At 73.4% G+C, this 26,016-nt stretch carries 24 protein-coding genes; 11 read left to right on the forward strand and 13 right to left on the reverse strand.

Going from position 1 to position 26,016, the window contains the following annotated elements:
* Positions 1 to 26 precede the first annotated feature (26 nt).
* The gene (locus ABZU53_RS19105) at positions 27 to 3,650 is read left to right on the forward strand and encodes an adenylate/guanylate cyclase domain-containing protein (RefSeq protein WP_355066898.1); all 3,624 of its coding nucleotides are present in this window, start codon (positions 27 to 29) and stop codon (positions 3,648 to 3,650) included.
* 49 nt (positions 3,651 to 3,699) lie between these two features.
* On the opposite strand, the gene ABZU53_RS19110 is transcribed toward ABZU53_RS19105, so the two are convergent.
* From ABZU53_RS19110 to ABZU53_RS19125, 4 genes are all read right to left on the reverse strand, one after another.
* On the reverse strand, positions 3,700 to 4,380 hold the full coding sequence (locus ABZU53_RS19110; protein ID WP_354858220.1) for a lysophospholipid acyltransferase family protein: 681 nt from the start codon (positions 4,378 to 4,380) through the stop codon (positions 3,700 to 3,702).
* A 315-nt stretch (positions 4,381 to 4,695) separates the two neighbouring features.
* Complete coding sequence (locus tag ABZU53_RS19115; RefSeq protein ID WP_354858218.1) at positions 4,696 to 4,974, reverse strand: hypothetical protein; 279 nt, start codon at positions 4,972 to 4,974, stop codon at positions 4,696 to 4,698.
* Positions 4,975 to 5,226: 252 nt separating this feature from the next.
* Complete coding sequence (locus ABZU53_RS19120; RefSeq protein WP_354858217.1) at positions 5,227 to 5,688, reverse strand: hypothetical protein; 462 nt, start codon at positions 5,686 to 5,688, stop codon at positions 5,227 to 5,229.
* An 8-nt stretch (positions 5,689 to 5,696) separates the two neighbouring features.
* Complete coding sequence (locus ABZU53_RS19125) at positions 5,697 to 6,005, reverse strand: hypothetical protein (RefSeq protein ID WP_354858215.1); 309 nt, start codon at positions 6,003 to 6,005, stop codon at positions 5,697 to 5,699.
* A 246-nt stretch (positions 6,006 to 6,251) separates the two neighbouring features.
* Between ABZU53_RS19125 and ABZU53_RS19130 the strand changes: the two genes are divergently transcribed.
* Both ABZU53_RS19130 and ABZU53_RS19135 read left to right on the forward strand, forming a co-directional pair.
* Positions 6,252 to 7,112, forward strand: a complete 861-nt coding sequence (locus ABZU53_RS19130) for a DUF308 domain-containing protein (RefSeq protein WP_354858213.1) — start codon at positions 6,252 to 6,254, stop codon at positions 7,110 to 7,112.
* 168 nt (positions 7,113 to 7,280) lie between these two features.
* Positions 7,281 to 8,762, forward strand: coding sequence for a trehalose-6-phosphate synthase (locus ABZU53_RS19135; protein WP_354858210.1), 1,482 nt, complete (start codon positions 7,281 to 7,283; stop codon positions 8,760 to 8,762).
* 13 nt (positions 8,763 to 8,775) lie between these two features.
* On the opposite strand, the gene ABZU53_RS19140 is transcribed toward ABZU53_RS19135, so the two are convergent.
* The 6 genes from ABZU53_RS19140 to ABZU53_RS19165 form a co-directional block, all read right to left on the reverse strand.
* A complete protein-coding gene (locus ABZU53_RS19140; RefSeq protein WP_354858263.1) occupies positions 8,776 to 9,570 on the reverse strand; it encodes an alpha/beta fold hydrolase in 795 nt (264 codons plus the stop codon).
* 70 nt (positions 9,571 to 9,640) lie between these two features.
* Complete coding sequence (locus tag ABZU53_RS19145; protein WP_355066899.1) at positions 9,641 to 11,047, reverse strand: NAD(P)-binding domain-containing protein; 1,407 nt, start codon at positions 11,045 to 11,047, stop codon at positions 9,641 to 9,643.
* A gap of 114 nt (positions 11,048 to 11,161) precedes the next feature.
* Positions 11,162 to 11,866: an endonuclease/exonuclease/phosphatase family protein gene (locus tag ABZU53_RS19150; RefSeq protein ID WP_355066900.1), complete on the reverse strand. Its 705-nt coding sequence runs from the start codon at positions 11,864 to 11,866 to the stop codon at positions 11,162 to 11,164.
* Positions 11,867 to 11,877: 11 nt separating this feature from the next.
* Complete coding sequence (locus ABZU53_RS19155; protein WP_355066901.1) at positions 11,878 to 12,825, reverse strand: ROK family glucokinase; 948 nt, start codon at positions 12,823 to 12,825, stop codon at positions 11,878 to 11,880.
* 78 nt (positions 12,826 to 12,903) lie between these two features.
* On the reverse strand, positions 12,904 to 13,596 hold the full coding sequence (locus ABZU53_RS19160; RefSeq protein ID WP_354858202.1) for a hypothetical protein: 693 nt from the start codon (positions 13,594 to 13,596) through the stop codon (positions 12,904 to 12,906).
* A 31-nt stretch (positions 13,597 to 13,627) separates the two neighbouring features.
* Positions 13,628 to 14,083, reverse strand: a complete 456-nt coding sequence (locus tag ABZU53_RS19165) for an SRPBCC family protein (protein ID WP_354858200.1) — start codon at positions 14,081 to 14,083, stop codon at positions 13,628 to 13,630.
* Positions 14,084 to 14,204: 121 nt separating this feature from the next.
* Between ABZU53_RS19165 and ABZU53_RS19170 the strand changes: the two genes are divergently transcribed.
* The 7 genes from ABZU53_RS19170 to ABZU53_RS19200 all read left to right on the forward strand — a co-directional run bounded on the left by ABZU53_RS19170 (position 14,205) and on the right by ABZU53_RS19200 (position 22,457).
* A complete protein-coding gene (locus tag ABZU53_RS19170; protein WP_355066902.1) occupies positions 14,205 to 16,019 on the forward strand; it encodes a long-chain fatty acid--CoA ligase in 1,815 nt (604 codons plus the stop codon).
* Positions 16,020 to 16,033: 14 nt separating this feature from the next.
* The gene (locus ABZU53_RS19175) at positions 16,034 to 17,725 is read left to right on the forward strand and encodes a GAF domain-containing sensor histidine kinase (RefSeq protein ID WP_354858196.1); all 1,692 of its coding nucleotides are present in this window, start codon (positions 16,034 to 16,036) and stop codon (positions 17,723 to 17,725) included.
* 7 nt (positions 17,726 to 17,732) lie between these two features.
* Complete coding sequence (locus ABZU53_RS19180) at positions 17,733 to 18,401, forward strand: response regulator transcription factor (protein ID WP_007072219.1); 669 nt, start codon at positions 17,733 to 17,735, stop codon at positions 18,399 to 18,401.
* A gap of 189 nt (positions 18,402 to 18,590) precedes the next feature.
* Positions 18,591 to 19,400, forward strand: a complete 810-nt coding sequence (locus ABZU53_RS19185; RefSeq protein WP_354858194.1) for an SAM-dependent methyltransferase — start codon at positions 18,591 to 18,593, stop codon at positions 19,398 to 19,400.
* A gap of 79 nt (positions 19,401 to 19,479) precedes the next feature.
* A complete protein-coding gene (locus ABZU53_RS19190) occupies positions 19,480 to 21,138 on the forward strand; it encodes an EAL domain-containing protein (RefSeq protein ID WP_354858261.1) in 1,659 nt (552 codons plus the stop codon).
* Positions 21,139 to 21,190: 52 nt separating this feature from the next.
* Positions 21,191 to 21,775, forward strand: a complete 585-nt coding sequence (locus ABZU53_RS19195) for a TetR/AcrR family transcriptional regulator (RefSeq protein WP_355066903.1) — start codon at positions 21,191 to 21,193, stop codon at positions 21,773 to 21,775.
* 13 nt (positions 21,776 to 21,788) lie between these two features.
* Positions 21,789 to 22,457: a lysophospholipid acyltransferase family protein gene (locus tag ABZU53_RS19200; RefSeq protein ID WP_355066904.1), complete on the forward strand. Its 669-nt coding sequence runs from the start codon at positions 21,789 to 21,791 to the stop codon at positions 22,455 to 22,457.
* A gap of 13 nt (positions 22,458 to 22,470) precedes the next feature.
* Here ABZU53_RS19200 and ABZU53_RS19205 read toward each other — a convergent pair whose 3' ends face one another.
* The 3 genes from ABZU53_RS19205 to ABZU53_RS19215 form a co-directional block, all read right to left on the reverse strand.
* Positions 22,471 to 23,595, reverse strand: a complete 1,125-nt coding sequence (locus tag ABZU53_RS19205) for a glycosyltransferase family 4 protein (protein ID WP_354858187.1) — start codon at positions 23,593 to 23,595, stop codon at positions 22,471 to 22,473.
* On the reverse strand, positions 23,592 to 24,851 hold the full coding sequence (locus tag ABZU53_RS19210; protein WP_355066905.1) for a M48 family metallopeptidase: 1,260 nt from the start codon (positions 24,849 to 24,851) through the stop codon (positions 23,592 to 23,594). The genes ABZU53_RS19205 and ABZU53_RS19210 overlap by 4 nt, the downstream gene beginning before the upstream one ends.
* Positions 24,852 to 24,988: 137 nt before the next feature.
* Positions 24,989 to 25,204 (reverse strand): hypothetical protein, encoded by a 216-nt coding sequence (locus ABZU53_RS19215; RefSeq protein ID WP_354858183.1) that lies wholly within the window; start codon positions 25,202 to 25,204, stop codon positions 24,989 to 24,991.
* Between the two features lie 398 nt (positions 25,205 to 25,602).
* Between ABZU53_RS19215 and ABZU53_RS19220 the strand changes: the two genes are divergently transcribed.
* Positions 25,603 to 25,995: a hypothetical protein gene (locus ABZU53_RS19220; protein WP_354858182.1), complete on the forward strand. Its 393-nt coding sequence runs from the start codon at positions 25,603 to 25,605 to the stop codon at positions 25,993 to 25,995.
* The last annotated feature ends 21 nt before the right edge of the window (positions 25,996 to 26,016 follow it).

Genomic DNA, 26,016 nt, shown 5'->3' on the forward strand with positions numbered 1-26,016 from the left:
ACTGAATGTAGTCCGTCGGACCCTTGGTGGACTGTCCACAAGCCAACAGGCCGGTACCTGACAGCCGCGCGGGCGGTGATACTCCCTGTGACGGGACGACGGGGGGCGTCGGCCCGGATCGCCATGGAGGGTGTGTCATCGCCGCGCAGTGTGGGCGCTGTGGACGCACGGCCGCCGACGGTGACCGCTTCTGCGGTGGCTGCGGTGCCGAGCTCGGTGCCGTCTGCCCGCACTGCCTGCGCCCCCTCGCCTCGGACGTCACGTTCTGCACGTCGTGCGGGTCGCCCCGGCCGGGCGCGGACCGGCCGGTCGCCGTCGCGCCGCAGGAGGATCGCCGCCGGGTGAGCGTGCTCTTCGTCGACCTCATCGACTTCACCCCGTACGTCGAGCGGGCCGACCCGGAGCAGGTCCGCGGCATGCAGACCGGCTTCTTCTCCGCGGCCCGCCGGGTCGTCGGCCAGTACGGCGGGGTGGTGGAGAAGTACATCGGCGACGCGGTGATGGCACTGTTCGGCGCCCCGATCGCCACCGAGACCGACGCGCTGCGCTGCGTCCGGGCCGGGCTGGAGCTGCAACGGGTGCTCACCCGGTTCGCGCCGACCGGCAGCACCGAGATGCGGTTCCGGGTGGGGGTGGCCACCGGGGAGGCCCTTGTCGACGTGGCGGCCGCCCGCGACGGCGGGCAGGCGATCGTGGCCGGCGACGTGGTGAACACCGCCTCCCGGATGCAGTCGGTCGCACCACCGGGCGGGGTGCTGGTGTGCGGCACCACGCACGCGCTGACCAGGGACACGATCCGCTACGAGGAGCAGCCCCCGGTCACCCTGCGCGGCCGGTCGTCGCCGACCGAGGTGTGGCTCGCGCTGTCGCCGCTGCGTCGCCTGCCGACCGACCGGGAGCCGGACACCACGCCGCTGGTCGACCGCGAGCACGAGCTGGGCATGCTGGTCAACGCGCTGCACCGGTCGCTGCGCGACCGGCTGCCGCAGGTGGTGACGATTTTCGGCCGGGCCGGCATCGGCAAGAGCCGGCTGCTGCGCGAGCTGTACCGGCACACGGGCCGGCTGGTCGACGAGCCGCTGACGTGGCGGACGGGGCGCTGCCCGCCGTTCGGGGAGAACGTCACGTTCGCCGCGCTGGCCGACATCGTCAAGACCGAGGCCGGCATCCTGGACACCGACCCGGCCGCCAGCGCGGCGCAGCGGCTGGCCGCCGCCGTGAGCGAGCTGATCGGTCCGGGCGAGCGGGACCGGGTGGTGGACGCCCTGCGCCCGCTGGTCGGGCTGCCCGGCACGCCGCTGCCGGCGGAGGAGGCCGAGTCGTCGTGGCGACGGTTCCTGCTGGCGTTGGCCGCCCGCCGCCCCACCGTGCTGGTCTTCGAGGACCTGCACTGGGCCGACGACGCGATGCTGCGCTTCGTGGAACTGCTCGGGGCGGCGGCCCGCGAGGCGCCGCTGCTGCTGCTCTGCACCGCCCGCCCGGAACTGGTCGACCGGGACCCGAGCTGGGCCGGGACCATCACCGGCTCGGTGACCATCACCCTGCCGCCGCTGCGCGACACCGGCATCGCCGCCCTGTACGCGCACCTGTTCGGCCAGGCGGCGTTCTCCGCCGACATGCTGACCCCGCTCATCGAGGTGGCCGGCGGCAATCCGCTCTACGCGCACGAGTACGTCCGGATGCTCATCGAACAGGGCGCGCTGCGCCAGTCCGGGCGGGGCTGGTCGCTGGACAAGCAGCTCGAACTGACCATGCCGGAGAGCGTGCACGCGGTGATCGCCAACCGGGTGGACCTGCTGGACGCCAAGGACCGCTCGGTGCTGCTGGCGGCCTCGGTGGTCGGGGTGCAGTTCTGGCCGGGCGCGGTGGCCGCCGCGCTGGGGCAGCCGGTCGAGTCGGTCGAGCGTGCGCTGCGCCGGCTGGAGCAGCGCGACTTCGTGCACGAGCAGGCCGCGTCAACGATGGCGGGGCAGGCGGAGTTCCGGTTCCGGCACGTGCTGGTGCGCGACGTCTGCTACCAGCGGCTGCCGCGCACCGAGCGGGTGGCCCGGCACGAGCGGGCCGCGGACTGGCTCGACGCGCTGTCGCACAGCCGCGACACCGACCTGGCGGAGGTGCTCGCCCACCACCGCTGGGCGGCCCACGAGATCGCCCGCTCGCTCGGTATGCAGGTCCGCCGGTACGCGGGGCCGGCGCGGCAGGCGCTGCACCGGGCGGCCCGCCGGGCGTACGCCCTGCACGGGCTGGACGCGGCGGCGAGCCACGCGGGTCGGGCGCTGGGCCTGGCCGACGACAGCGACCCGGTGGGGCGGCTCCAACTGGAACTGCTCAGCACGGAGATCTCGTTCTACCGCGACGGCAACGCGTTCCTCTCCGGCGGCGGACCGGAGCAGGTGCACGCGCTGGCGGACCGGCTGTCGGCGCACGGCGACGACGCGTGCGCCGCACGGGCGTGGACGCTGCTCGGTCAGGCCGCCTGGTTGCGCGCCGACCGGGGCGACGCGCTGGCCTGCCTGGATCGCGCGGTCCAGTTGTTCGAGCCGTTGCCGGACAGCCCGCAGAAGGCCGACGCGTACGCCGAGCTGGGCCGCCTGCACATGCTCAACTACGAGCGCGACCCGGCCGTGTCGGCGGCGGACACCGCGGCGGAGATCGCGGAGCGGCTGGGCCTGACCGAGACGCGCACCAACGCGCGGATCACCGCGGCCACCGCCCGCTACCAGGCCGGTGACCGGGTCGGCCTGGACGAGCTGCACGCGATCGTCGAGTTCGGCCGCGCCGGTCAGCTGCTCGCGCTGCCCCGGGCCACCCAGAACCTGGCCTGGGCCATCCGCGAGGAGGGCGACTGGCTGCGCTCGAACGCCCTGCTCTCGGCCGCGCCGGCGCGTACGGCCAGCGGCCAGACGCTGACCACCAGCTATTCGGCGGAGGCGATGCGGGCCTGGTTCGAGGGTGACTTCGGCCGGTTGCTCGCCGCGGCGGAGGCGTTCGTGGACACGCCGACCGGCAGCTGGGACATGCAGGTACGGGGGTTGCGCTGCTGTCTGCTGGTGCTCCGCGACGACGAGGATCCGGCCGACCTGGCCGACGCGCTGACCACCGCGCGGCGCAGCGGCTTCCACCGCCTGCGGTGGACGATGCTGAGCATGGCGGCGCTGTGCCGGGCACTGCAGGGCCGCGACGCCGAGGCGGCGGAGCTGATCGACGAGCTGGACCGGTCCTGGTCGGCGGTGCCGGCGCTGGCCAGCGGGGAGTGGATCGCCGCCGCCGCGTACGCCGCCGCCCTGGCCGGGCGGGACACCGCCGTGCGGGTCCGGGCGATGCTGGACCGGGTCGGGCATCGCACGCCGTGGTCGGAGGCGGCGCTGCGGACGGTGACGGCGGCGGTGGCGGCGGCCGACGGCGACCACCGGCGGGCGGCCGAGCTGCACCTGGCCGCCGCCGAGACGTACGGGCGGATCCCGGACGTCAGCGACCGGGTGCTGGCGTTGGCGCTGGCGGCGGCGGAGCTGACCCGCGCCGGCGACCCGGCGGGCGCCCGGGAGCCGCGAGCCGAGGTCCGCACCTTCGCGCTGCGCAACGACGCCCCGGGCCTGCTGGCGCTGGCCGGCCGGCCGATCAGCCCGACCGGGCCGGCGGTCGCGTGTTGAGCAGGCTCACCCGGCTCGGCGGCTAGGGAGCCTCAGCCGCTGACCCGACTCAGGCGGCGACTGGCGTCTTGAGTTTCTGCGCGTAGATGTCGACGTACTCCCGGCCGGAGAGCTCCATCAACTCGTACATGACCTCGTCGGTGACCGCGCGCTCGACGAACCGGTCGCCGGCCAACCCCGCGTAGCGGGAGAAGTTCAGGGGCGCGCCGAAGCGGACCCGCACCTGGCCGACCCGTGGGAGGAGCCTGCCGGGCGGCTGGAGTTCGTCGGCGTTGAGCATCGCCACCGGCACCACCACCGCGCCGCTCTCCAGGGCCAGCCGCGCCACACCGGTCTTGCCCCGGTAGAGCCGCCCGTCCGGGGAGCGGGTGCCCTCCGGGTAGATGCCGGCCACTCCTTGAGCGCGCAGCACCCGCAACTGGGTGTCCAGGGCGGCGCGGGCGGCCTGACCGCCGGAGCGGTCCACCGGGATGGTCCCGGTGCCGACGAAGAACATCTTCATGAACCAGCCCTTGATCCCCTTGCCGGTGAAGTACTCCGCCTTGGCCACGAAGGTGACCCTCCGCGCAACGATCAACGGGATGAAGATCGAGTCGAAGAAGGAGAGGTGGTTGCTCGCCAGGATCACCGGGCCGGTCGCCGGCACATTGCGCAGGCCCTCCACCTGCGGGCGGAAGATCAGCTTGAGCAGCGGACCGAGGAGCACGTATTTCAACAGCCAGTAGAGCACCGGTGTCCTTTCCGTGGTGTGCCCGCGACAACACCATGCCCGGGAGCGCCGCCGTCGCTGACGAGCCTACGAAGCCTCAGCTCTACCCACAACGGACGAACGACCGCTTCGATCTCGTCAGGTGCTCGGGGCCTCGATCAAGGTCCGCCCGTGCCGGACTCGACAGGCCCGGTTCGTGACGCAGTCAGATTCCGCAGGGCGGGAAGGCACCCGGCGAAGCCACGCTGGCCACCGCAAACGACGGACCTAGTCCTGAGGCCAGACACGTGCCCGGCCTCACGACCAAATCCGACATCCGCTGAGCACGGTCCGCCGTCAGGCGTCCGGCCGCTCCGGTTTAGGACGATGCCGTCGTCGTTGGATCACAGCAGCGAGTTCACGCAGGAAGACAACGACGAGTCCGACGCTGGAGGGCACCGCGATCCAGGCACGCCAACCTCCCTCGCTCACGATGCCGGGCAACAGGATCACGGTGAAAAGGAGCATGAGCCCCAACACCGACAGACTTCGCCCCGAGTCGCCCGAGTTCACCATTGCCAGCTCCGCCTGTAGGACGTCTGCCTGCATGAGGTTCGCGACATGCCTCTGGTCCACTTGTCCAGCACCCCGCAGAACGTGTTCCAGGGCTTCACCGCTCAGTCGTGGGTGCGATCGCGCCAGAAGCGAGGCCCTCCACCTGCGGGCGGAAGATCAGCTTGAGCAGCGGACCGAGGAGAACGTACTTCAGCAGCCAGTAGAGCACCGGTGTCCTTTCCGTGGTGGGCCCGCGACCGCGCCGGAACCCGGGAGCGCCGTCGTCGCCGACGAGCCTACGAAGCGGGCGCTCGGACCACAACGGACGGACGCTCACCACCACCGCGCGCCGGCCGCGGTCGCCAGCACGCCGAGGATGTACTCCGGTGTCTGGGCCAGCAGCGCCACCCGCCACAGACGGTTGCCCGGATCCCACCAGCGCTCCGGCAGGTAACAGCTCACCAACATCCGCACCCCGTGCACCGCCGCCATCCAGAACGGGAAGAAGATCACCCAGCCGACGATGTCGAAGACCAGATCCTTCGTCCGCTCGCCGGCGAACGCGGACACCGGGACGAGGACCAGCACGCCGGCGGCGAACACCATCCCGAACAGGATGGACCAGGCCGCACCCCGGGCGATGTGCCGCAGGGCGACGTCCTCGATCTCCTCACCCGCCAGGCCCGCTTCCTCGATCACCTCGGCGCGGCGCTCCTCGGGCGTCTTACCGTCGGCGTCGAGGAACTTCGCGACGGGACCGGCCAGCCAGCGTGTCACCGCCAGCGCCGGATCCATACCCACCCCTATTCGCCCCGCTCGCTCTTCCACCGTAGGAACTCGCGGTACAGCTCCTCTTCGCGCCTGCGCATGCGCCGGTGCAGCACCCGGGAGGCCACGAGAAGCATGCCGCCGCCGCCCAGCATCAGGTAGCCGAGGATCCGGTCGTCGGGGATCTTCGGTGCCGTGCTGAACAGCAACCCCAGCAGGGTCGAGCCCAGACCCAGGTAGAGCGCGATCCCGGGCGGTGTCTGCCGGTATTCGAGATGGTGACGGTCGGCGAACGTCTGGAACCTCGGCGGGACGTCCGGCTCCTCGTACTCCTCAGCGGTCACGTATGCCCCCTCCGTCCCCGGCGTGGAGTCGCCGCCGTCAACGATCACCGAGATCGCACGTGTCGCGCAAGAACGGACATAGGTGGCCCGCCGCGACCTGCGACAGCAGCCGTGACTTTGGAAGACGCGACACAACGCACTCCCGGAACCGGCCTCCGACGTGTCACGATTCAGAGCACGGCGTGCGTACGGGCGTCGAGGGGGCAGGGTGGCCGCGTCGGAAGGCGCGTTGAGGAGGATGTCCGGGTGTCAGCGGGTGGGGCCCGCCGGGGACGGCGGGACAACGGGCTCGACGCGAGCGAGTACGCCGTCGTCGGCGACGTCGATCCGCGCGTCGGCGAGCACCTGCTCGACGTGCTGGCCGCTGGCGGCATCGCCGCCTACCTGCAACCCTCCGCCGACCTCAACCCCGTCACCCGCACCACCACGGTTCCGGCCCGCCCGGTCGACCGGCTCTACGTCGACCGCTCGCATCTGACCACGGCCCGCGACTACCTCACCCAGCTCGCCGACGAGAGCGCCCCGGAGCAGCCGCCGGCCCGCGACGAGCCGGACATCGACGCCGAGTGGGCCCGGATCGTGGCCGGCTTCCACGCCACCTCGACCGCCGACGAGCGCCCGTGGCCGGCAGCGGAGGACGTGGACGAACGCGACGACCGGGAAACCCGGGACGAGCCGACGGCTGGTCCGCTCGCCCGCTCCGGCGCCGACGAGGCCGGGCCGACCGCCACCGACGTCCGCCGGCTGCCGTCGGCCACCGACTTCTCCGGGATCTCGGTCGGCCGGGGCACCCGCGGTGACGAGCCCTCGCTGCTGGACGGTCTGGACACCTTCGGCGCCGACCTACCCGACGACGACGAGGACGAGGGTTACCACCCGCCGCCACCCCCGCCACTGCCCCGGATCTCCAAGTACGCGGTGGTCGGCGCGCTCGCGGTGGTCGTCGGGTTCGTGCTCTTCCTCTTCCCGTCGCTGCTCCCGGTGGACCGCTCGGCGGTCATCCTGTTCGGGTTCACCGGCATCCTGGCCGGCTTCGTCACGCTGATCTGGCGCCTGCGCCCCGGCGACGAGAACGACGACGACCCGGACAACGGCGCCGTCGTCTGACTCCCGCGCCCGCCGACCGCATTCCGGGACGACGACGCCCCCGTCCGGGGCGTAACAATGGTGTAACTTACTGTCAGTAGGAATACCGCTGTACGTCACTTCCCCCGCTGACTGACCGGTTTTTCCTTGCTCGTGGCGGTCAGTCCTCTGCTGATCGGAATGCCCGAGATGCGACAGAGTTCCCTCGTGGTGGTGGCCAACCGCCTCCCCATCGACGACAGCCAAGCGCCCGACGGCGCCTGCGAGTGGCGCCGCAGCCCGGGTGGGCTGGTCAGCGCGCTGCACCCCCTGCTCCGGCACACCCCGGCGACCTGGGTCGGCTGGGCCGGAGGCACCGGGGCCGCGCCCGCCCTGCCGGACGTGGACGGCGTCCACATGCACACCGTCGCCCTCAGCCAGGAGGATCTGCGCGACCACTACGAGGGTTTCTCCAACGCCACCCTCTGGCCGCTCTACCACGACGCCGTCGAGCAACCCGAGCACCACCGTCGCTGGTGGGAGGCGTACCAGCGGGTCAACCAGCGCTTCGCCGAGGCGACCGCCGAGGTGGCCGAGCCGGGCGGCGTGGTCTGGGTGCAGGACTACCACCTGCAGCTCGTTCCCGGGCAACTGCGCGCGCTCCGCCCCGACCTGCGCATCGGGTTCTTCCTGCACGTGCCGTTCCCGCCACCGGAGCTGTTCATGCAGTTGCCCCGTCGGGCCGAACTGCTGCGCGGCATGCTCGGCGCCGACCTGGTCGGCTTCCAGCGCGCCCAGGCGGCGCACAACTTCGCCCAACTGGTCACCCGGGTGCTGGAGCTGCCGGCCACCGACCGCCGGATCGGGATCGACGACCGGGTGGTGCGCATCGGCGCCTTCCCGGTGTCCATCGACACGGCCGAGATGGCCGCCCTCGCCGCCCGCCCCGACGTTGCCGCGCGGGCCCGCCGCCTGCGCCAGGATCTCGGCGACCCCCGCCAGGTCATCCTCAGCGTCGACCGGATGGACTACACCAAGGGCATCGAGCAGCGCCTCAAGGCGTACAGCGAGCTGCTCGCCAGCGGCGACGTCAAGGTCCGCGACACGGTGCTGGTGCAGGTCGCCATGCCGAGCCGGGAACGTGTCGGGCAGTACCAGATCCTGCGCGAACGGATCGAGCGCGAGGTGGGCCGGATCAACGGCGAGTTCGGCCGGGTCGGTGAGCCCGCCATCCACTACCTCACCCAGCCGTTCGACCGGGCCGAGCTGGCCGCGCTCTACCGGGTCGCCGACGTGATGGCGGTGACCCCGCTGCGCGACGGGATGAACCTGGTCGCCAAGGAGTACGTCGCCGCCCGGGTGGACGACACGGGCGCGCTGCTGCTCAGCGAGTTCGCCGGCACGGCCGCCGAGCTGTCCCAGGCGTACCTGGTGAACCCGCACGACCTGGAGGGGCTCAAGCAGGCGCTGCAAACGGCGCTGCGCGCCAGCCCCGCCGACGTCACCGAACGCATGCGGGCCATGCGCGCCCACCTGCACCAGCACGACATCCGGGCCTGGGCGCGCTCCTACCTGAGCGCGCTGGACGAGCACGGCGCTCTGGTCGGCCGCCTCACCAGCGCCGACGGCGCCCCCCTGGTGCCGCGCCCGGCGACCCGGGCCACCTCCGCGACGCAGCACGCCGGCGGCTGACCGGCGCGACCGCTCACCGCGAGGCGGGCTCCTTCTCCAGCCAGTCCAGAATCGCGTCGATCGGCTCGGCCCAGCGCGCGTCGAGCATCAGATCGTGCCCCATGCCCGGAAAGAGCAGCGGAGCCGAACCGTACCGGCGGGCGATCCGCGTCAACGTCGACGCCGGCACCACCCGGTCGTCCGGGCTGCCCAGCACCAGGACCGGCGGCGTGCCCACGGCCGGCTCGGCCTCCGGCTCGCCCAGCAGCGCCCACTGCGCCCGCCGACCGGCCCGACCCAGCCGCGCCACGTACCGCCGAGCCTCCTCGTCGGGCAACTCGCGGCTGAACAACTGCGTGCGGCTGAGCCGCAGCGGCCCGCCGAACACCGCCGGCAGCGTCCCGGCCGGGTTGCGGCGCACCGCCGCGGAGAGCACCCCCCAGCCGCCGAAGACCGGCGCCACCAGCACCGCGCCGCGCGCCGGGTAGCGCGCCAACGCGTGCGCCACCACGAGCGCCCCGGCGCCGTGCCCCACCAGCACCGCCTGGCGCGGCAGGCTCGCGGCCACCTGGACCACATCGTGGGCGTACGCGCGCAGCGTCGCCTCCGGCGCCGGCTCGCTGCCGCCGTGCCCCCGCAGGCTCAGCGCGTACGCCGGAAAGCCCCGCGACGCGGCGTGACCGAGCCAGTGCTCGGCGAACGCCCACGCGCCGTGCCCGAACCCGGGAACGAACAGCAGCGGAGGACGCCCCTCTTCCACCTCGGGAACGGCGCTGAGCACCTCGCGTCGCGCCGGCCGGACCGGCCGGGACCACTCCCGGCCCCGCATGATCCGCAGCTCGGTCACTGAACTCGCCTTCCGTTCGCGACTGCGGGGCTCGCAAGCTCACTCGTCGCGCTCACTTGGCCTCCAGGTCGTGCAGGGCGCGCTGGACGGCGCGCAGGTAGTCGGCGTGCCCGACCTCGAACCAGTGCCGGCTGCTGTCCTTGACCTGCCCCGAGTAGCGCTCCCCGGCCCGGTCGCGCACCCGCTGCGCGAACGCCGCGGCCCGCTCGGGCCGGTCCCGGCGGGCCCGCAACAGCCGGGCGAAGAGCACCGTCTGCCAATGCGCCAGGGTGAACATCCCGGAGTCCGGTTGCACGAGGCCGGCGACCGCCAGCGTGGGGTGCCCCGGCGTGAAGGCGTTGAGCCAGAGCGTGGGCCGGCCCGTGCCGGCGCTGTCGCCGAACACCGACGCGTCGAGGAACTCGAACCGCGGCAGGTAGCCGGTGGCGAAGATGACCAGGTCCGGGTCGATCTCGCGGCCGTCGGCCAGCTCCACGGCGTACGGGCGGAAGCGGGCCAGGTCGGGCACCGGGCCGATCCCGCCGTGGCCCACGTAGTAGACGAGCTGGCTGTTGGCGATCGGGTGCGTCTCGTACACCCGGTGGTCGGGCTTGGGCAGGCCGAAACGGGTCAGGTCGCCGACGGTCAGGCGCAGCGTCCAGTGGTAGAGCCACTGGCGGACCCGCAGCGGCACCCGCAGCGCCAGCAGGGCGTCGTTGACCTGGTCGGCCGGGCGCCCGAGGACGTACTTCGGGGCGTACCAGTAGCCGCGCCGGGTGGAGTGCCAGCACCGCGACGCCTGCTGGGCGGCCTCGACGGCGATGTCACAGCCGGTGTTGCCGGCGCCGACCACCAGCACCCGCTTGCCGCGCAGCTGCGCCGGGTCCTTGTAGGACGACGCGTGCATGATCTCGCCGCGGAACTCCTCCAGCCCCTCGTAGCGGGGCAGTTTCGGCGACCAGTTGTGCCCGTTGGCGATCACCACGGCGGCGTATCGGGAGGTGCGCTCCGGCCCGTACCCGCCGGTGGAGCGGGTGGTCACGTCCCAGCGGTCCCCCTCGGCGGGCTCCACCCGGATCACCTCGGTGCCGAACCAGACGTGCGACCGCAGGTCGAAGTGGTCGGCGTACCGTTCGAAGTACGCCAGGAGCTGGCTGTGGTGCGGGTAGTCCGGCCACGAGTCCGGCATCGGGAAGTCGGGGAACTGGGTGAACGGCTTCGACGACAGCAGATGGGTGCTCGCGTACACCGGGCTGCGGTCGTGTCGCCAGTTCCAGGCGCCGCCGACGCCGGTCTCCCGTTCGTAGCAGTCCACCCCGAACCCGTGCTCGCGCAGGTTCTTGATGGCCGTCAGGCCGCTGGCCCCGGCCCCGATGACGCAGACCGTGTCGCCCCGGTCGGAGAGCGGACGGCCGTCGGGGCTCTGCGCGGACGGGGTCGCATCCGGGTCGGGCCGGCCGTGGTCGGTGGAGGTGGACACCGGGACATCTCCTTTTGTGCGGCACGGGTGCCGGTCGCCGCGAAATCCTCTCCACATCGGAGCCGGATGTCCAGCCCTGGCGCGGACCGATCGGCGGGTACCGGCCGGTGGGGGTCAGCCGGCGGTGGGCAGCAGCAGGTCGACGAGGACCGGGAAGTGGTCGCTGGCCCGGCGGGTCTGCGGGGTGTCCACCACGTCGTAGTCGACCACGCTGATCCGGGGATCGACGAAGAGCGCGTCGATGCGGCGGCGCGGGTCGGCGCACGAGTAGGTGAGCCGGTCCGCCCGGTCGGCCGCGATCGCCGCGTCGGTCAGGCCACGCGCCACAGTGGTCCACGCCGGCCCGTCCGGACCCTCGTTCAGGTCGGCCCCGGCCACCACCGGGCTGCTCGCCGCGTCCAGCCCGCGCCGGAACTCGGCGGCCTGCGCGGGCCGCTCGGTCGGGTCGGTGGACAGGTGCGATCCGGCGAGGGTGAACCGGGCGTCGCCGACCCGGCAGTCGGCGTACGCGGCGCCGCGCAGGTGTCGGCCCGGGGTCAGCGGAAAGCGCTGGCAACGGGTGCCGCGCACCTGCACCCGCAGGCTGGTCAGCAGCAGGTTGCCCAGGGCGGGCAGACCCCCGGCGGCCACCACCAGGCCGAACGACTCGGCCAGGGTGGCGGACTTCTGCCGCCACCGGAACCGGCGCGGGCCCTCCTGCACGATCACCACGTCCGGCCTCGCGGCCCGGACCACCGCCGCCAGCGCGGCGGTGTCGTCGCGCTGGCCGTGGATGTTGTACGACACCACGCGCAGCGGTACGCCGGCAGCCTCACCCATCGCCGAGGGCCTCAGATCCGGCGGGCCAGGTCGGCCGCACCGATCACCCCGGCGCTGTTGCCCAGCTCGGCGGGGAGCACCTCGGCCACCGGCAGGCGCCCCCGCTGGGCGAGCGCGTCGAGGTACGAGCGGCGCGTCGGGCCGAGCAGCAGGTCACCGGCGTCGATCACGCCGCCGCCGACGACCAGGGTCTGCGGGTCGAGGATCTGCGCCATGTCGGCGAGGCTGGTGCCCAGCCACCGGCCGATCTGCGCGAACGCCTCGGCGGAGACCGGGTCGCCGCCCTGCGCGGCGGCGGTCACCATGTGGCCGGTGATCGCCTCGGCCTCGCCGCCGGCCAGGTCCAGGAGGGCCGCGGCCCGCTGCGGTTCCTGCCGGGCGCCCGCGCGGGCGAAGCGGACCAGGGCGCTGCCGCTGGCGTACTGCTCGATGCAGCCCAGCCGCCCGCAGCCGCACTGGTGCCCGTCCGGCACGGCCAGCATGTGGCCCAGCTCCGCGGCGACGCCGTGCGCGCCGCGCATCAGCTCGCCGCCGAGCACGATGCCGCCGCCGACGCCGGTGCCGATGGTGAACATGATCATGGAGTCGTCGGCGTCCCGGGCCGCGCCGTAGCGGAACTCGGCCCAGGCGGCCACGTTGGCGTCGTTCTCCACGATCACCGGCAGGCCGACGGCGGTGCTGACGTACTCGCGCAGCGGCTCGTCACGCCAGGCCAGGTTCGGAGCGAAGAGCACTGTCGAACGGGTGGCGTCGATCCAGCCGGCCGCGCCGATCCCGACGGCCTCGATCGTCCGCCCGGCTGCCAGCTCGCCGACCAGCTCGATGATGACGTCGCGGGTCTTGGCGACGTCATCGGCGGGAGTGTCCCGTCGGCTCTGCACGAGAACCGTGCCGGTGTCGTCCACGACACCGCCGGCCACCTTCGTGCCACCGACGTCGACTCCGATGGTCAGCGTCACCGCTGCCGCTCCCCTCTGCTGTGCTGTCCGGTCCGCGCGCGCCGATGACGCGCCGGTCCGGATCGCGATGTCCCGCGCTCAGGCGCCGCCGCCCGGCGCGTCCGCGCCGGTGTCGTCGGACGCCCGCGACGCGGGCACCACGGGTCGGCTGGTCGGCGCCGGCGCGACCACCGACCCGGCGTCGTCGACGGGTGCTGCGGTGGCCGGGGCGGGTGGGTCCGCCGTCCGGGTGGCGACCGACCAGACATCCCGCTCCGGCGCCGGCTGAGAATCATGCCCGGTGCGGGTGGCATCGCGCCACACGTGCTCGTCGTCGGTCTCGGCGGACCGCTCGGCCGGGGCGAAGGGTGCGGCCTCGTCGTCGCTGCTCGCGGCGGACGTCGGCTGCGCCGGCGCGGACGGCTGCGGTGCGGTCGCCGGGGGTGGCTCCGGCGGCGCGAACGCGCGGAGCAGGCTGGCCACGCCGGCCGCGAGGTCTCCGGCACCGGTGGCCAGGCGTTCGGCGAATTCCGGACTCGGGTCACGCAACGCGGCGATGCCACGACAGACCGGGCAGACACAGCATTCGGCCGAACCGGTGGCGAAACCACCACCGCCGTGGGCGCCGCCGCCCGCAGCGGCACTGTGACCGAGGACACCGGCCAGCATCCCGCCCAGCGGGCCGAACGCGCCGCCCACCGACCCGCCGGAGGCCAGTCGTGCCCCCGCGAGCAGGGTGGCGACCAGTCGCTCCGCCTCTTCCCGGGCCGAACCCGGATCCGTTCCGCCCACCCTCGGCTCCTCTACCCTGCCGCCGGACGCGTCACTGCGCCGCACCGGGTGCTTCTACCCGGCGCTTGAGCTGCTTCAACGCGGTGTCCATGATCATCTTCTCGGCCTTGCGCCGAAACATGCCGAGCATCCCCACCGACAGCTCGACCTCCAGCGTGTACGTCACAGTGGTGCTCCCGTCCGGGTTCGCCACCAGGTCGTACGAGCCGCGCTGGCTCTTCTGCATCTTCGAGGGGGCGAGCAGGTGCCATTCGACGCGGGACAGGTCCTCGGCGTACTCGTAGGCGAGCACGTACTCGTCGGCCATCACCCCGGCGTCGATGGCGAACCGCACCTGGCTGGCGTAGCCGTCCTCGTACTCCTCGATCACCTCGGCGTGGCGCACCGCCTCGGTCCACTCCGGGTAGCTCGGAAAGTCGCAGATGACCGCCGCCACCCGGTCCGGTGACGCGCCGATGATGATCGACTGGGTGGAGGAGTCCGCCATGGGGGGAGGCTACCCGGCGGGTCCCGCCTGCACGCCGCGCCGCCCCCGCCGGGTAGGTTTCGACAGAGCCGAAGACCGTGGATGGGCAGCGGCCGGCCAGTGCGAGCACGAAGGAGTGCAGGTGCGCGAGTTCTCCGTTCCGCCGATCGTCACCGTTGGCGACGCGGCCAACCTCACCGATCCGGTCTGGGAAAACGCCGAGGCCGCGCCGGACACCGTCCAGTTCGCCCGCGCCACCCGCTCGGCCGACGGCAGCGGCACGACGTGGGCCGAGGTGACCTGCCTGGCGTTCCGCGACGAGGTGGTGGCGGTGGCCCGGGGGCTGATCGCCGCCGGCGTCTCCCCGGGCGCCCGGGTCGCGCTGATGAGCCGGACCCGCTACGAGTGGACGCTGCTCGACTACGCCATCTGGACGGTCGGCGCGGTCACCGTGCCGATCTACGAGACCTCCAGCGCCGAGCAGGCCGCCTGGATCCTGGCCGACTCCGGCGCGGTCGCCGCCGTGGTGGAGACCGACGCGCACGCCGACCTGGTCGCCGGCGTCCGCGACCGCCTGCCCGAGCTGGTCCACCTCTGGCAGATCGACAGCGGCGGGGTCGACGAGCTGGTCACCGCCGGCGCCGCCGTCGAGCTGGCCGAGGTCGAGCAGCGCCGCAAGGCCGTCCGGGCCAGCGACCTGGCCACGATCATCTACACCAGCGGCACCACCGGCCGCCCCAAGGGTTGCGTGCTCACCCACCGCAACATGTACGCCGACATCGCCAACGCGGTGCCGGTGCTGCCGAACCTGTTCAACGCTGGCGCGGCCACCCTGCTCTTCCTGCCGCTGGCGCACGCGTTCGCCCGGCTCATCCAGATCGGCGTGGTGCAGGCCCGGGCCACCCTGGCGCACTGCGCCGACACCAAGAACCTGGTCGGCGAGCTGCAGGAGTTCCGCCCCACCTTCGTGCTCTCCGTGCCACGGGTGTTCGAGAAGGTCTACAACGCGGCGAAGCAGAAGGCCGAGGCCGACGGCAAGGGCGGCATCTTCGCCCGCGCCGAGCAGGTCGCCATCGCGTACAGCGAGGCTTTGGAGACCCCGCGCGGGCCCGGCCTGGCGCTGCGCGCCCAGCACGCGGTCTTCGACCGGCTCGTCTACCGCAAGCTGCGCGCCGCGCTCGGCGGGCGGTGCCGCGACGCCATCTCCGGCGGCGCGCCGCTGGGCCCCCGGCTCGGACACTTCTTCCGGGGCGTCGGCGTGACGATCCTGGAGGGGTACGGGCTGACCGAGACCTCGCCCGCCGCCGCCGCGAACCTGCCCACCGGCACCCGGATCGGCACCGTCGGCCGGCCGCTGCCCGGCGTGACCGTCCGGATCGAGGACGACGGCGAGATCCTGATCTCCGGCGACCTGGTCTTCCAGGGCTACTGGCACAACGAGGCGGCGACCGCGGAGGCTCTCAGCGCCGACGGCTGGTTCCGCACCGGCGACCTGGGCCAGCTCGACGCCGACGGCTACCTGAGCATCACCGGCCGCAAGAAGGAGCTGATCGTGACCGCGGGCGGCAAGAACGTCGCCCCCGCGGTGCTGGAGGACCAGGTCCGCGCCCACCCGCTGATCAGCCAGTGCGTCGTCGTCGGGGACGCGAAGCCGTTCATCGGCGCGCTGGTCACCATCGACGAGGAGGCGTTGCCGACGTTCCTCGCGAGCGCCGGACTGCCCCCGGACACCCCGGTCGAGAAGCTGCGCGAGAACGAGGGCCTGCGCGCCGAGGTCCAGTCCGCGATCGACACCGCGAACCAGTCCGTGTCGAAGGCCGAGGCGATCAAGGTCTTCCGGATCCTGCCCCGCGACTTCACCGAGGCGACCGGTGAGCTGACCCCGTCGCTGAAGGTCAAGCGACAGGTCGTCCACAAGACGTACGCGGCGGAGATCGCCGACATCTACCGCAGCTGACTACCATCCGTCACGTGCCCGCATCCGCATCCGCCCCACCACATCCGCATCCCCTCGCCGCGGCCGCCCGCCTGGTGATGCTGGCGCTGGTCGCGATCCTGACCCTGTTCGCCACTCGCGACGTCACCCAGCTGTGGTGGATCGCGCTGCTGGCGGTCGCCGGAGCGCCCTCCCTGCTCGCCCCGCAGCACCGGCTGATCGGGCCGCTGAGCCGGGTGGCCGAGGTGGTGGTGCTGGGGCTGGCCGCGAGCCAGGTCGCCGCTGTCGCGTCGATCGGCGGCACGGTCGACGGGCTCGGCGCCTCGGCGGTACTGCCCTACCTGGCGGTGCCGGTGACCGTCACCGCCCTGCGCCGCCGCTTCCGCGAGGGCGCGGCGCTGCTCGCGGTGACCGCCGGCACGCTGCTGGTCAGCGGCGCCTTGACCCAGGTCGACGGCGGGCGTCAACTCGGCCAGGTCGGCTACCTCGCGGTCTGCGCGCAGTGGCTGATCCTCGCCGCGCTCGGGCTCTACGCCGCCGGCACCCTGCACCGGGTGATGGCCGTCCGCGCCGACGGCAAGCCCCAGCCGTACGCCGAGGCGACCCGGCTGTTGACCCAGCTGCGGACGGTGGCCCGGCAACTGCCGGGGGCGACCCTGGACCCGGGCGGCATCTCCGAGCACCTGCTGGAGGAGCTGCGCACGGTGGCCCGGGCGGACCGGGGCGCGGTGCTGTCGGCCAGCGGCGGGGGCCGGCTCGTGGTGCTCGCCCAGGCCGGGGTGGACCGGGTGGACTGGGAGACGACCCTGGACGCGGACTCGGCGATCGCCGACGCCTGGGCCAGCCAGCAGGCCACCACGGCCGCCCGCTCGCAGTCGCGCTCCCACCGGGGTGGGGACGTGTCGGCGCTGATCGTCCCGCTGGTCGCCGGGGTGCGCACGGTGGGGCTGGTGGTGCTGGAGGCGGACGTCGCGCAGGCGTACCCGCCGCCGGTGGTGTCCCGGGTCACCGGGCTGACCCAGCCGGCCGCGCTGCGGCTGGAGGCGGCTCTGCTGTTCGACGAGGTCCGTTCGCTGGCCACCAACGAGGAGCGTCAGCGGCTGGCCCGGGAGATCCACGACGGGGTGGCGCAGGAGCTGGTGATGGTCGGCTACGGCATCGACAACGCCCTGGCCACCGTCTTCGACGACGCGGACGAGACCGCCGAGGCGCTGCGTACGCTGCGCGGCGAGGTGACCCGGGTGATCACCGAGCTGCGGCTGAGCCTGTTCGAGCTGCGCAGCGAGGTGGACCGGCAGGGCGGCCTGGCCGCGGCGATCGCCGAGTACGCCCGGACGGTGGGCGCCTCGGGCGGCTTGCGGGTGCACCTGTCGCTGGACGAGTCCACCGCGCGCCTGCCGGCGGCCACCGAGGCCGAGTTGCTGCGCATCGCGCAGGAGGCGGTGACCAACGCCCGCAAGCACGCCGGAGCCTCGAATCTCTGGGTCACGTGTGAGGTGGACCCCCCGTACGCTCAAATTGAAGTGTCGGATGACGGTCAGGGGATGGCTGACCAGCGCCCCGACGGACGGTACGGTCTTGCGATCATGGCCGAGAGGGCGGAACGTATCCGGGGCCGGTTGGAGATCAGGCCGCGGCAACCCAGCGGCACGACCGTGGCGGTGGTTCTCGGCACCTCGTCCCGGCGCGACAACGTGCGCGACAGCGCAGCACCAGAAGGGGAGTAACCCGAGGATGACCACAAGTCCGACACCGGCCACCCGCACCAAGGTTCTCCTTGTCGACGATCATGACCTGATTCGCAAGGGCCTGCGGCACGCCTTCGAGCGCGACCGTCAGTTCGAGGTCGTCGGCGAGGCCGCGACCGCGGCTGAGGGGGTACGCCAGGCCGGCGCCCTGCAGCCGGACGTGGTGATCATGGATCTGCGGCTGCCCGACGGCAGCGGCCTGGAGGCCACCCGCGCGCTGCGCAAGTCCAGCGCGTCGATGGGCATCGTGGTGCTGACCATGTACGCGGGCGACGACCAGCTCTTCGGCGCCCTGGAGGCCGGCGCGAGCGCCTTCGTGCCGAAGACCGCCCCGGCCGACGAGGTGGTGGCCGCCGCGCGGCACGCCGCCTCCTCGCCCAGCGCGTTCACCGCCGCCGACCTGGCCGAGGCGATGAAGCGTCGGCTCGCCCCGTCCGGCCCGCAGCTCTCCCCCCGGGAGGGGCAGGTGCTGCGGCTGCTCGCCGACGGGATGAGCGTGGCGGGCATCGCGAAGCAGCTGTTCGTGAGCGAGTCCACCGCCAAGACGCACATCTCGAAGCTCTACGAGAAGCTCGGCGCCGCCAACCGGGCACAGGCGCTGATGACCGCGCTGCGGCTCGGCCTGCTCGAAGCGCCGGACGCCCCGAAGTTCTGACCCGCGCCCGCTCGTCGAGCGGGACACCGCGATCGAAGGTCCGTGCCGGCTCGTCGCCGGCGCGGACCTTCGTGTATCGACCGACGTCGGCGGGAATTCGGCGGCACGCTATGGTCTGGCGGGTACGTCGGGGGCAGAATACCCGCGCGGGCGACGACGCCCGCGTCGCGGACTCAAGGGGTTGAGCGCATGCAGCGGCCGGACTGGGCACCCGACACCATCGACATCGAGCGCCCGAGCGTCGCGCGGATGTACGACTACTACCTCGGCGGATCGCACAACTTCGCCGCCGACCGGGCCGCCGCGCAGGCGATGGTGGCCGCCGTCCCGGAGGCGCCGCTGATGGCGCAGGCCAACCGGGCGTTCCTGCGCCGAGCGGTCCACCACCTCGCCGAGGCCGGCGTCCGACAGTTCCTCGACATCGGCTCGGGCATTCCCACAGTCGGCAACGTGCACGAGATCGCCCAGCGCATCGACCCGGAGTCGCGGGTGGTCTATGTGGACGTCGATCCGGTCGCGGTGGCGCACAGCCGGGAGATCCTGGCTGGCAACGACCGCGCGGTGGTCGTACAGGAGGATCTGCGGCACCCGGAGCGGATCCTGGCGCACCCCGACGTCCGCAAGCTGCTCGACCTGAGCCAGCCGGTGGCCGTGATGATCGTGGCCGTTCTGCACTTCGTCTCCGACGACGACCGTCCGGCGGAGCTGCTGGCGACGCTGCGCGACGCGTTGGCGCCCGGCAGCTACCTGGTGCTGTCGCAGGCCAGCGACGACGGGCGCAGCGAGGACGAGCGCGCCGAGGCCGAGCGGGTCTACCGGCGTACCGACAGCCCGCTCTGGATTCGTAACCGGGCCGAGCTGACCGCGCTCTTCGACGGGTTCGAGCTGGTCGACCCGGGCGTCGTCTGGGTGCCACAGTGGCGACCGGACACCCCGGAGAGCGCGGAGGACGCCGAGCGCGCGGTCTTCATGGGCGGCGTCGGACGACTCGGTGACTGAGTCGCCCGGGAAGGCCACCCGCCCGGGCACCTTCGCCCGCGCGTGGGCCAAGGCGGTCTCCGGCACGAGCTACCTGCCGATGACCCAGGCTCAGCTCGAGGCCCTGCTGCACCGGCTCACCGGGCAGTTGGCCGGCGCGCTGCTCGCCGAGCCGTTCGACCTGCGGGCCGGGCACCGGGTCGGCGCCGAGTTGGTCGCCGCGCACATCGCGTCCGCGGAGGGGCTGGGTCGTACGGTCGAGGTCATCCAGCTCCGGCTCGTGCGGGACCTGGGACTGGTGGCCGAGGACGTCGAGGACCGGATGGCGCGGCTGCTGGCCGCCGTGGCGACCGGCTACGCCCGCGCGCTGCGCGACCGGACGCTCGACGAGCAGGAGTCGATCCGCCGGGCCGCCATGATGGCCCGGACGCAGGCCGAGCGGGCGCTGCGGGCCAGCGAGGCCCGGTTCCGCCACCAGGCCACCCACGACCCGCTCACCGGCCTGCCCAACCGGACGCTGTTCACCGAACGACTCACCGCCGCGCTCAACGAGCCGGGCCGGGGCGCCCAGCGCATGGGGGTGTGCTTCCTCGACCTGGACCGCTTCAAGGTCGTCAACGACAGCCTGGGGCACCAGGTGGGCGACCGGCTGCTGACCACGGTGGCCGAGCGGCTGCGCCAGGCCCTCGGTGAACACCTGGTGGCCCGCCTCGGCGGCGACGAGTTCGTCATCCTGGTGGAGGGCGCCAGCGGCACCGACGCCGTGGTGGAGGTGGCCGAGAGCGCCCTGGCCGCGGTCCGCACACCGGCGGTGGTCGACGGGCACGAACTCCAGGTCACGGCGAGCATCGGCATCGTCGAGCGGCAGGTGGCCGGGGCCACCCCCAGCGACCTGATGCGGGCGGCCGACAGCACCCTGCACTGGGCGAAGTCGGCCGGCGGGGCGCGCTGGGCGCTCTACGACGCCGAGCGCAACCGCCGTGAGCTGGCCCGCTACGCCCTCTCGGCGGCCATCCCGGCCGCGCTGGAGCGGGGCGAGTTCTACCTCGACTACCAACCCCTGACCTCGCTGCGCGACGGCCGGCTGCTCGGCGTGGAGGCGCTGGTCCGCTGGCGTCATCCGGAGCTGGGCGTCCTGCGGCCGGACAGCTTCATCGCGCTGGCCGAGGAGACCGGCCTGATCGTGCAACTGGGTGGGTGGGTGCTGGCCGAGGCGTGCCGGGAGGCGGAGGCGTGGTCGGCGGAGGGCGTCCAGGCGCCGTTCGTGAGCGTCAACCTGGCGGTCCGGCAGGTGCACCGGCCCGGCCTGGTGCAGGAGGTCCGGGCGCTGCTGCGCCAGACCGGTCTGCCGCCCGAGCGACTCCAGTTGGAGATCACCGAGAGCACGATGATGAGCAGCGCCAAGGAGCCCGTGCGCGCGCTGCGGGTGCTGGCCGATCTCGGGGTACGCATCGCCATCGACGACTTCGGCACCGGCTACAGCAACCTGGCGTACCTGCGGGACCTGCCCGTCACCGAGCTGAAGGTGGCCGGGGAGTTCGTGGCCGGCCTGCGCTCGCCGGCGGTGGGGCGTACCGACGAGCGGATCCTCGCCTCGCTGGTGTCGCTGGCACACGCGCTGGACCTGACGGTGACCGCCGAGGGGGTGGAGACCGCCGGGCAGGCCGAGCGGCTGCGGGCGATCGGCTGCGACGCCGCCCAGGGCTGGCATTTCGGCCGGCCGGCCCCCGCCGACCGCATCCTGGCCCGCATCCGTTGAACCCCCGCACCACCAGTAGACAGCGTCTACGCCCGCCTGGTAGACACTGTCTATGCGCGAGGGGGAGGCGGGCCTGCGGGCCCGACTGGTGGCCGCCGGGGTGGACCTCGTGCTGCGCGAGGGCCAGTCGGCGGTGTCACTGCGGGAGATCGCCCGCCGGGCGGGCGTCTCGCACGGCGCGCCGCGCCGCTACTTCCCCACCCACGTCGACCTGCTCTCCGCCATCGCCCGGGAGGGCTTCGCCGACCTCACCGCCCGCGTCGAGGAGACGCTGCGCGCGGCCGGCCCGGACCCGCGTACCCGCCTGGTCGCGCTGGCCCGGACGTACCTGGACTTCGCCGCGGCGCACCACGGCATGTTCGAGCTGATGTTCCGCCACGACCTGCTGGCCAGCGGTCGTCTGCGGCTGCGCGAGACGAGCCTGCCGCTGTTCACCCTCCTGGTCGACCTTGTCGCCCAGGCACGCCAGCCGACCGACGCGCCCGCCCCGGTGCTGGCCGGCGCGCTCTGGGCCAACCTGCACGGCATCGCTCAGCTCTGGGCCTGGGGCAGCCTGCCGCTGGCCACCGGCGTCACCGACGACGACACCCTCCTGCGGGCCGCGCTCGACGCGCACCTCGGCCCCGCGCCGCACTGAACCGGGAGAAGACGTGCCCCTGCTGTACGACATCGGCAAACTGACCGTCGGCACCACCCTGCGGCTGGGCTGGCGGCCCCGCGTGGAGGGGCTGGAGCATCTGCCCCGCCACGGCGGCGCCATCCTCGCCGGCAACCACCTGTCCGTCGCCGACGAGGTGTTCCTCGGCTGCCTGACGCCGCGCCACGTCACCTTCTGGGCAAAGGCCGAGTACTTCACCGGCCGAGGCCCGAGCGGCTGGCTCAGCCGGCGGATCGTCTCCGGCATGGGCGCCATCCGGGTCGAGCGCGCCGGCGGCCGGGCCGCCCTCACGGCCCTCGACGCGGCCGTGCCGGTGCTGCGCGCCGGCGGTCTCGTCGCCATCTACCCGGAGGGCACCCGGTCCCCGGACGGGCGGCTCTACCGGGGTCGGGTCGGCATGACCCGGCTCGCCCGCGACGCCGAGGTGCCGATCATCCCGGTCGGTGTGCTCGGCACCGCCGAGGTCCTGCCGGTCGACGCGCGGCTGCCCCGCCGACACCCGGTCACCCTGCGGTTCGGTCCGCCGATCCCGGTCGCCGGGCGCATCACCGGGCCCCGCGACATCCGAACGATCACCGACGAGGTGATGGCCGCGATCCAACGGCTCACCGACCAGGAGTACGTGCCCCGCTACGCCCCGCCCCGGCCGGCCCGCAGCTGAACACGGGCGGCGGTCAGCCGGCGAGCAGAGCCGCCATCCGCTGTGCCTGCGCCTCCCAGCGCCACTCCCGCTCCACCCACGCCCGGCCGGCCGCGCCGAGCTGGCGGGCCAGATCCCGGTCGGCGAGCAACCGGGCCACCCGGTCGGCGAGCTGGGCGACGTCCCGACCGCGGACCACGTACCCGGTCTCGCCCTCACGGACGGCGTCCGGGGCGCCGCCGGAGTCCCCGGCCACCACCGGCAGACCGGTCGCGGACGCCTCCAGGTAGACGATGCCCAGCCCCTCCACGTCCAGGCCGCGGTTGCGGGTGCGGCAGGGCATCGCGTAGACGTCGCCGGCCGCGTAGTGCGCCGGCAGCGCGGCCGCCGGCACCGAACCGGTGAACACCACGTCCCGCTCGACGCCCATCTGCCGGGCCAGCTTCTCCAGGGTCGCCCGGTACGGACCGCCACCGACGATCAGCAGCGCCGCGTCGGGCACCCGGCGGCGGATCTCCGGCAGCGCCCGGATCAGCATGTCCTGACCCTTGCGCGGCACCAGTCGGGACACGCACACCACCACCGGCCGGTCGGTCAGCCCCAACCGGGCCCGGACCGGCTCACCGTCCACCGTCGGGTGGTAGGTGTCCACGTCCACCCCGGGCGCCAGCCGGCGCAGGTCGGTCACCCCGTCCAGCACACGGGCCAGCCGGACGCGGGTGTACTCGCCGAGGTAGGTGGTCACGTCGACACCCCGACCGATGCGCCGCAGCGCCGGCCGGGCAGCCGCCAGCGCCGCCCAGCCGACCTCGTGGCCGTGGGTCTGCGCCACCACCCGGCGTACGCCCGCCCGGCGGCGCAGGCCGCCGGCGAGCAACCCCAGCGGGGCCGCCGCGCCGAACCACACCGTGTCGCAGTCGTACGCGCGGGCGAGGCGGGCCGCCCGGCGGGCGATCAGCGGGGTGGGCAGCAGCACCCGGGTGCGCTCGCGGATCACCTCGAACGGCTGGTCGGCGTCGAACTTCGCGGCGCCGCGCCAGCTCGACGCGTACACGACCACCGACCCGGCCGGCTGACGCACGGCGAGGTTGTGCACGAAGGACTGGATGCCGCCCGGACGGGGCGGAAAGTCGTTGGTGATCAGCAGCGTGCGGCTCATCGGCCAGCCTCCCGGGCGTACGCGCGGGCGGCGGCCATCCGCTCCACGGTGGACGGATGCGAGGCCGAGTAGAGGTATTCCCAGCGCGGCGGATCGGGGTCGCCGAGGTTGACCGAGCCGAGGCGGCGCTGCATCGACTCGAAGGCCACCGGGTCGCGGGTGAGCGCGAGCGCGTGCGCGTCGGCTCGCGCCTCCACCCGCCGCGACATCAGCGCCTGCACCGGGGTGGCGACCAGGCCGGCCACCGTGACCAGGGCGATCAGCAGCGGGAACGCGCGTGGATCGGCCACCGAGTCGACGCCGGCCAACCGCAGCAGCAGCCCCCACGAGCCGAGCAGGTAGAGCGCCACCACGGCGGCAGCGGCGCCCAGCGCCCCGGTCAGCGTGCCCACCGCCACGTCGGAGTCCTTCGCGTGCCCCAACTCGTGCGCCACCACGGCGGTCACCTCGGCGGGGGTGGCCTCGCTCAGCAGCGTGTCGTAGACGACCACCCGGCGGGTCGGCCCGAGGCCGGAGACGTACGCGTTGACCGCCCTGGTGCGCCGCGAGGCGTCGGCGACCAGCACGTCGCGCACCGGCACCCCGTCGCGGGCGGCCATGCTCATCAGCTCGGTGCGCAGCGGACCCTGCTCCATGGGGGTGAACTTGTTGAACACCGGCTCCACCAGCACCGGCAGCACGAACGAGAGCAGCACCACCAGCAGGGCCGCGCCCGCCGCGCCGAACGCCCACCACCAGCGCGGCGCGAACCGGATGACCGCGTAGAAGCCGAACAGCGCCACCGCGCCGATCACGGCGCTGACCGCGTACGACTTGAGCAGGTCGACGGCCCAGCCACTCCATCCGTTGGTGCTCAGCCCGTAGCGGGTCAGCACGCTCTGGCGCCACGCGGAGAACGGGAGGGTGAGCAGGTCGGCGACGAGCACCACGGCGAGACCGCCGAGCACCGCCCGCGCGATCCAGTGCCCGCCGAACGGCCGGCCCACCAGCTCGACCAGGCGGCTGCCCAGCGGGGTGAGGCCGAGCGCGACGGCGATCAGCAGCCCGACGGCGAGCGCGGCGTAGCTCCCGGGGCGCAGCGCGGCACGGAACGCACGCCCCTTGGCCACCTGCTCCGCCGGGAGATCGCGCAGCGCGGCGAGCTGGTCGGCGCGGGGCGCCGGTGGCCGGTGCCAGGGAATGAACAGCGCGGCGGTCACCAGCAGGGCCACCGTCAATCCGGCCAGCGTCAACAACGCCCAACCGCGCGGGGTCACCGGGGCCCGCCGTGCTCGCGTCGTACCCCGTTCATCCCGCCGCTCCTCCCGCCGTGACCGCCCATCCTATGGCCCGCGAAAAGCCCGCTTCGCCCGCGGTGTCGCGCTCCGGCGACGCTTGACGGCCGTGCGGGAACTCAGGCCACCCGGCGGACCCGGCGTGCGGCGACGTCGGGCCGCGCGGGCGCGGCCAGCACCTCGACGTCGAAGCCGGCCCGGGCGAGCACCTCGATGGCCTCGACCTCGGCGGCGACCAGCCCGGCCGCCGGGGACGTCTCGTCGAACAGGGCGGTCAGCGGGCAGCCGGAACAGCCGTCGGCCCGTTTCGCGCACCCGTCGCAGTCGATGAGCATCACGCCTCCTGATCGCTGGCGATGCGCGGTCGACGCCCTGTCGTCGTCGCCCGAGCACCGTCGGTCACATCGACGCTATCCACCGGGTACGACAGAACCGCCCGCACCGCCCCGTTGAGGGCTAGATCGACTCCAGATCAGCGAAATCGGGGTATCCCGGCCGGCCGGACACCACGACATCGCCGACCTCTTGTCGATCAAGGTGGCGCGGTAGCCCACGGGCCCCCGATCGTCGTCGATCCAATCGCCGGTCAACTGCCGGTCAAGCGCCTGTTCCCTCGACCGGGGCCGCTGCGATCGTTGCGGTACGGCCGATCCACCGCCCGACGAGGGTCCACCGACGCACCTGCCGGGCCGGGTGCAACCGGCCGTCCACGTTGATCCATCGGAGGATTCGAATGCGCGGACCATCCTCGACCACACGCTCCCGGCTCTCGGCCGTCGCGCTCCTCGCGGCCACCGCGACGGCCGCGGGCGGGCTCGTCGCCACGCCGGCGCAGGCCACCTCGGCGCTCGGCTGCAACTACCCCCGCGTCTGCTTCTGGGTGACCGGGAACCCGTACGACGGCGCCCCGCCGACCGCGTCGTTCCAGGACAACTACTACCAGACCCTCGGGTCCCGGAGCAGGGGCGCGGACTGGGTCTACAACAGCCGCAACGACGACGGCGCGAAGATCTTCTACTCCAACGGCGACTGGGTGTGCGTCTCCCCGGGCGAGCTGGCCTACCTCGAGCCGTACGGCTACGCGGTGGCCCTCGACATCATGGACTCCCCGTACTGCTCCTACTGACCGCTCGCCGGAGGTTGAAGA

The organism is Micromonospora sp. NPDC005194 (genome assembly GCF_040608335.1).
Lineage (GTDB): Bacteria > Actinomycetota > Actinomycetes > Mycobacteriales > Micromonosporaceae > Micromonospora.

Bases quoted from the DNA above. Each gene is read 5' to 3' on its own strand.
- ABZU53_RS19165 (WP_354858200.1), bottom strand. From the start codon at position 14,083: ATGGCGGACTCCTCCACCCAGTCGATCATCATCGGCGCGTCACCGGAC.
- ABZU53_RS19135 (WP_354858210.1), top strand. From the start codon at position 7,281: ATGCGACAGAGTTCCCTCGTGGTGGTGGCCAACCGCCTCCCCATCGAC.
- ABZU53_RS19195 (WP_355066903.1), top strand. From the start codon at position 21,191: ATGCGCGAGGGGGAGGCGGGCCTGCGGGCCCGACTGGTGGCCGCCGGG.
- ABZU53_RS19120 (WP_354858217.1), bottom strand. From the start codon at position 5,688: ATGGATCCGGCGCTGGCGGTGACACGCTGGCTGGCCGGTCCCGTCGCG.
- ABZU53_RS19190 (WP_354858261.1), top strand. From the start codon at position 19,480: ATGACCCAGGCTCAGCTCGAGGCCCTGCTGCACCGGCTCACCGGGCAG.
- ABZU53_RS19140 (WP_354858263.1), bottom strand. From the start codon at position 9,570: ATGCGGGGCCGGGAGTGGTCCCGGCCGGTCCGGCCGGCGCGACGCGAG.
- ABZU53_RS19150 (WP_355066900.1), bottom strand. From the start codon at position 11,866: ATGGGTGAGGCTGCCGGCGTACCGCTGCGCGTGGTGTCGTACAACATC.
- ABZU53_RS19180 (WP_007072219.1), top strand. From the start codon at position 17,733: ATGACCACAAGTCCGACACCGGCCACCCGCACCAAGGTTCTCCTTGTC.
- ABZU53_RS19215 (WP_354858183.1), bottom strand. From the start codon at position 25,204: ATGCTCATCGACTGCGACGGGTGCGCGAAACGGGCCGACGGCTGTTCC.
- ABZU53_RS19220 (WP_354858182.1), top strand. From the start codon at position 25,603: ATGCGCGGACCATCCTCGACCACACGCTCCCGGCTCTCGGCCGTCGCG.
- ABZU53_RS19205 (WP_354858187.1), bottom strand. From the start codon at position 23,595: ATGAGCCGCACGCTGCTGATCACCAACGACTTTCCGCCCCGTCCGGGC.
- ABZU53_RS19185 (WP_354858194.1), top strand. From the start codon at position 18,591: ATGCAGCGGCCGGACTGGGCACCCGACACCATCGACATCGAGCGCCCG.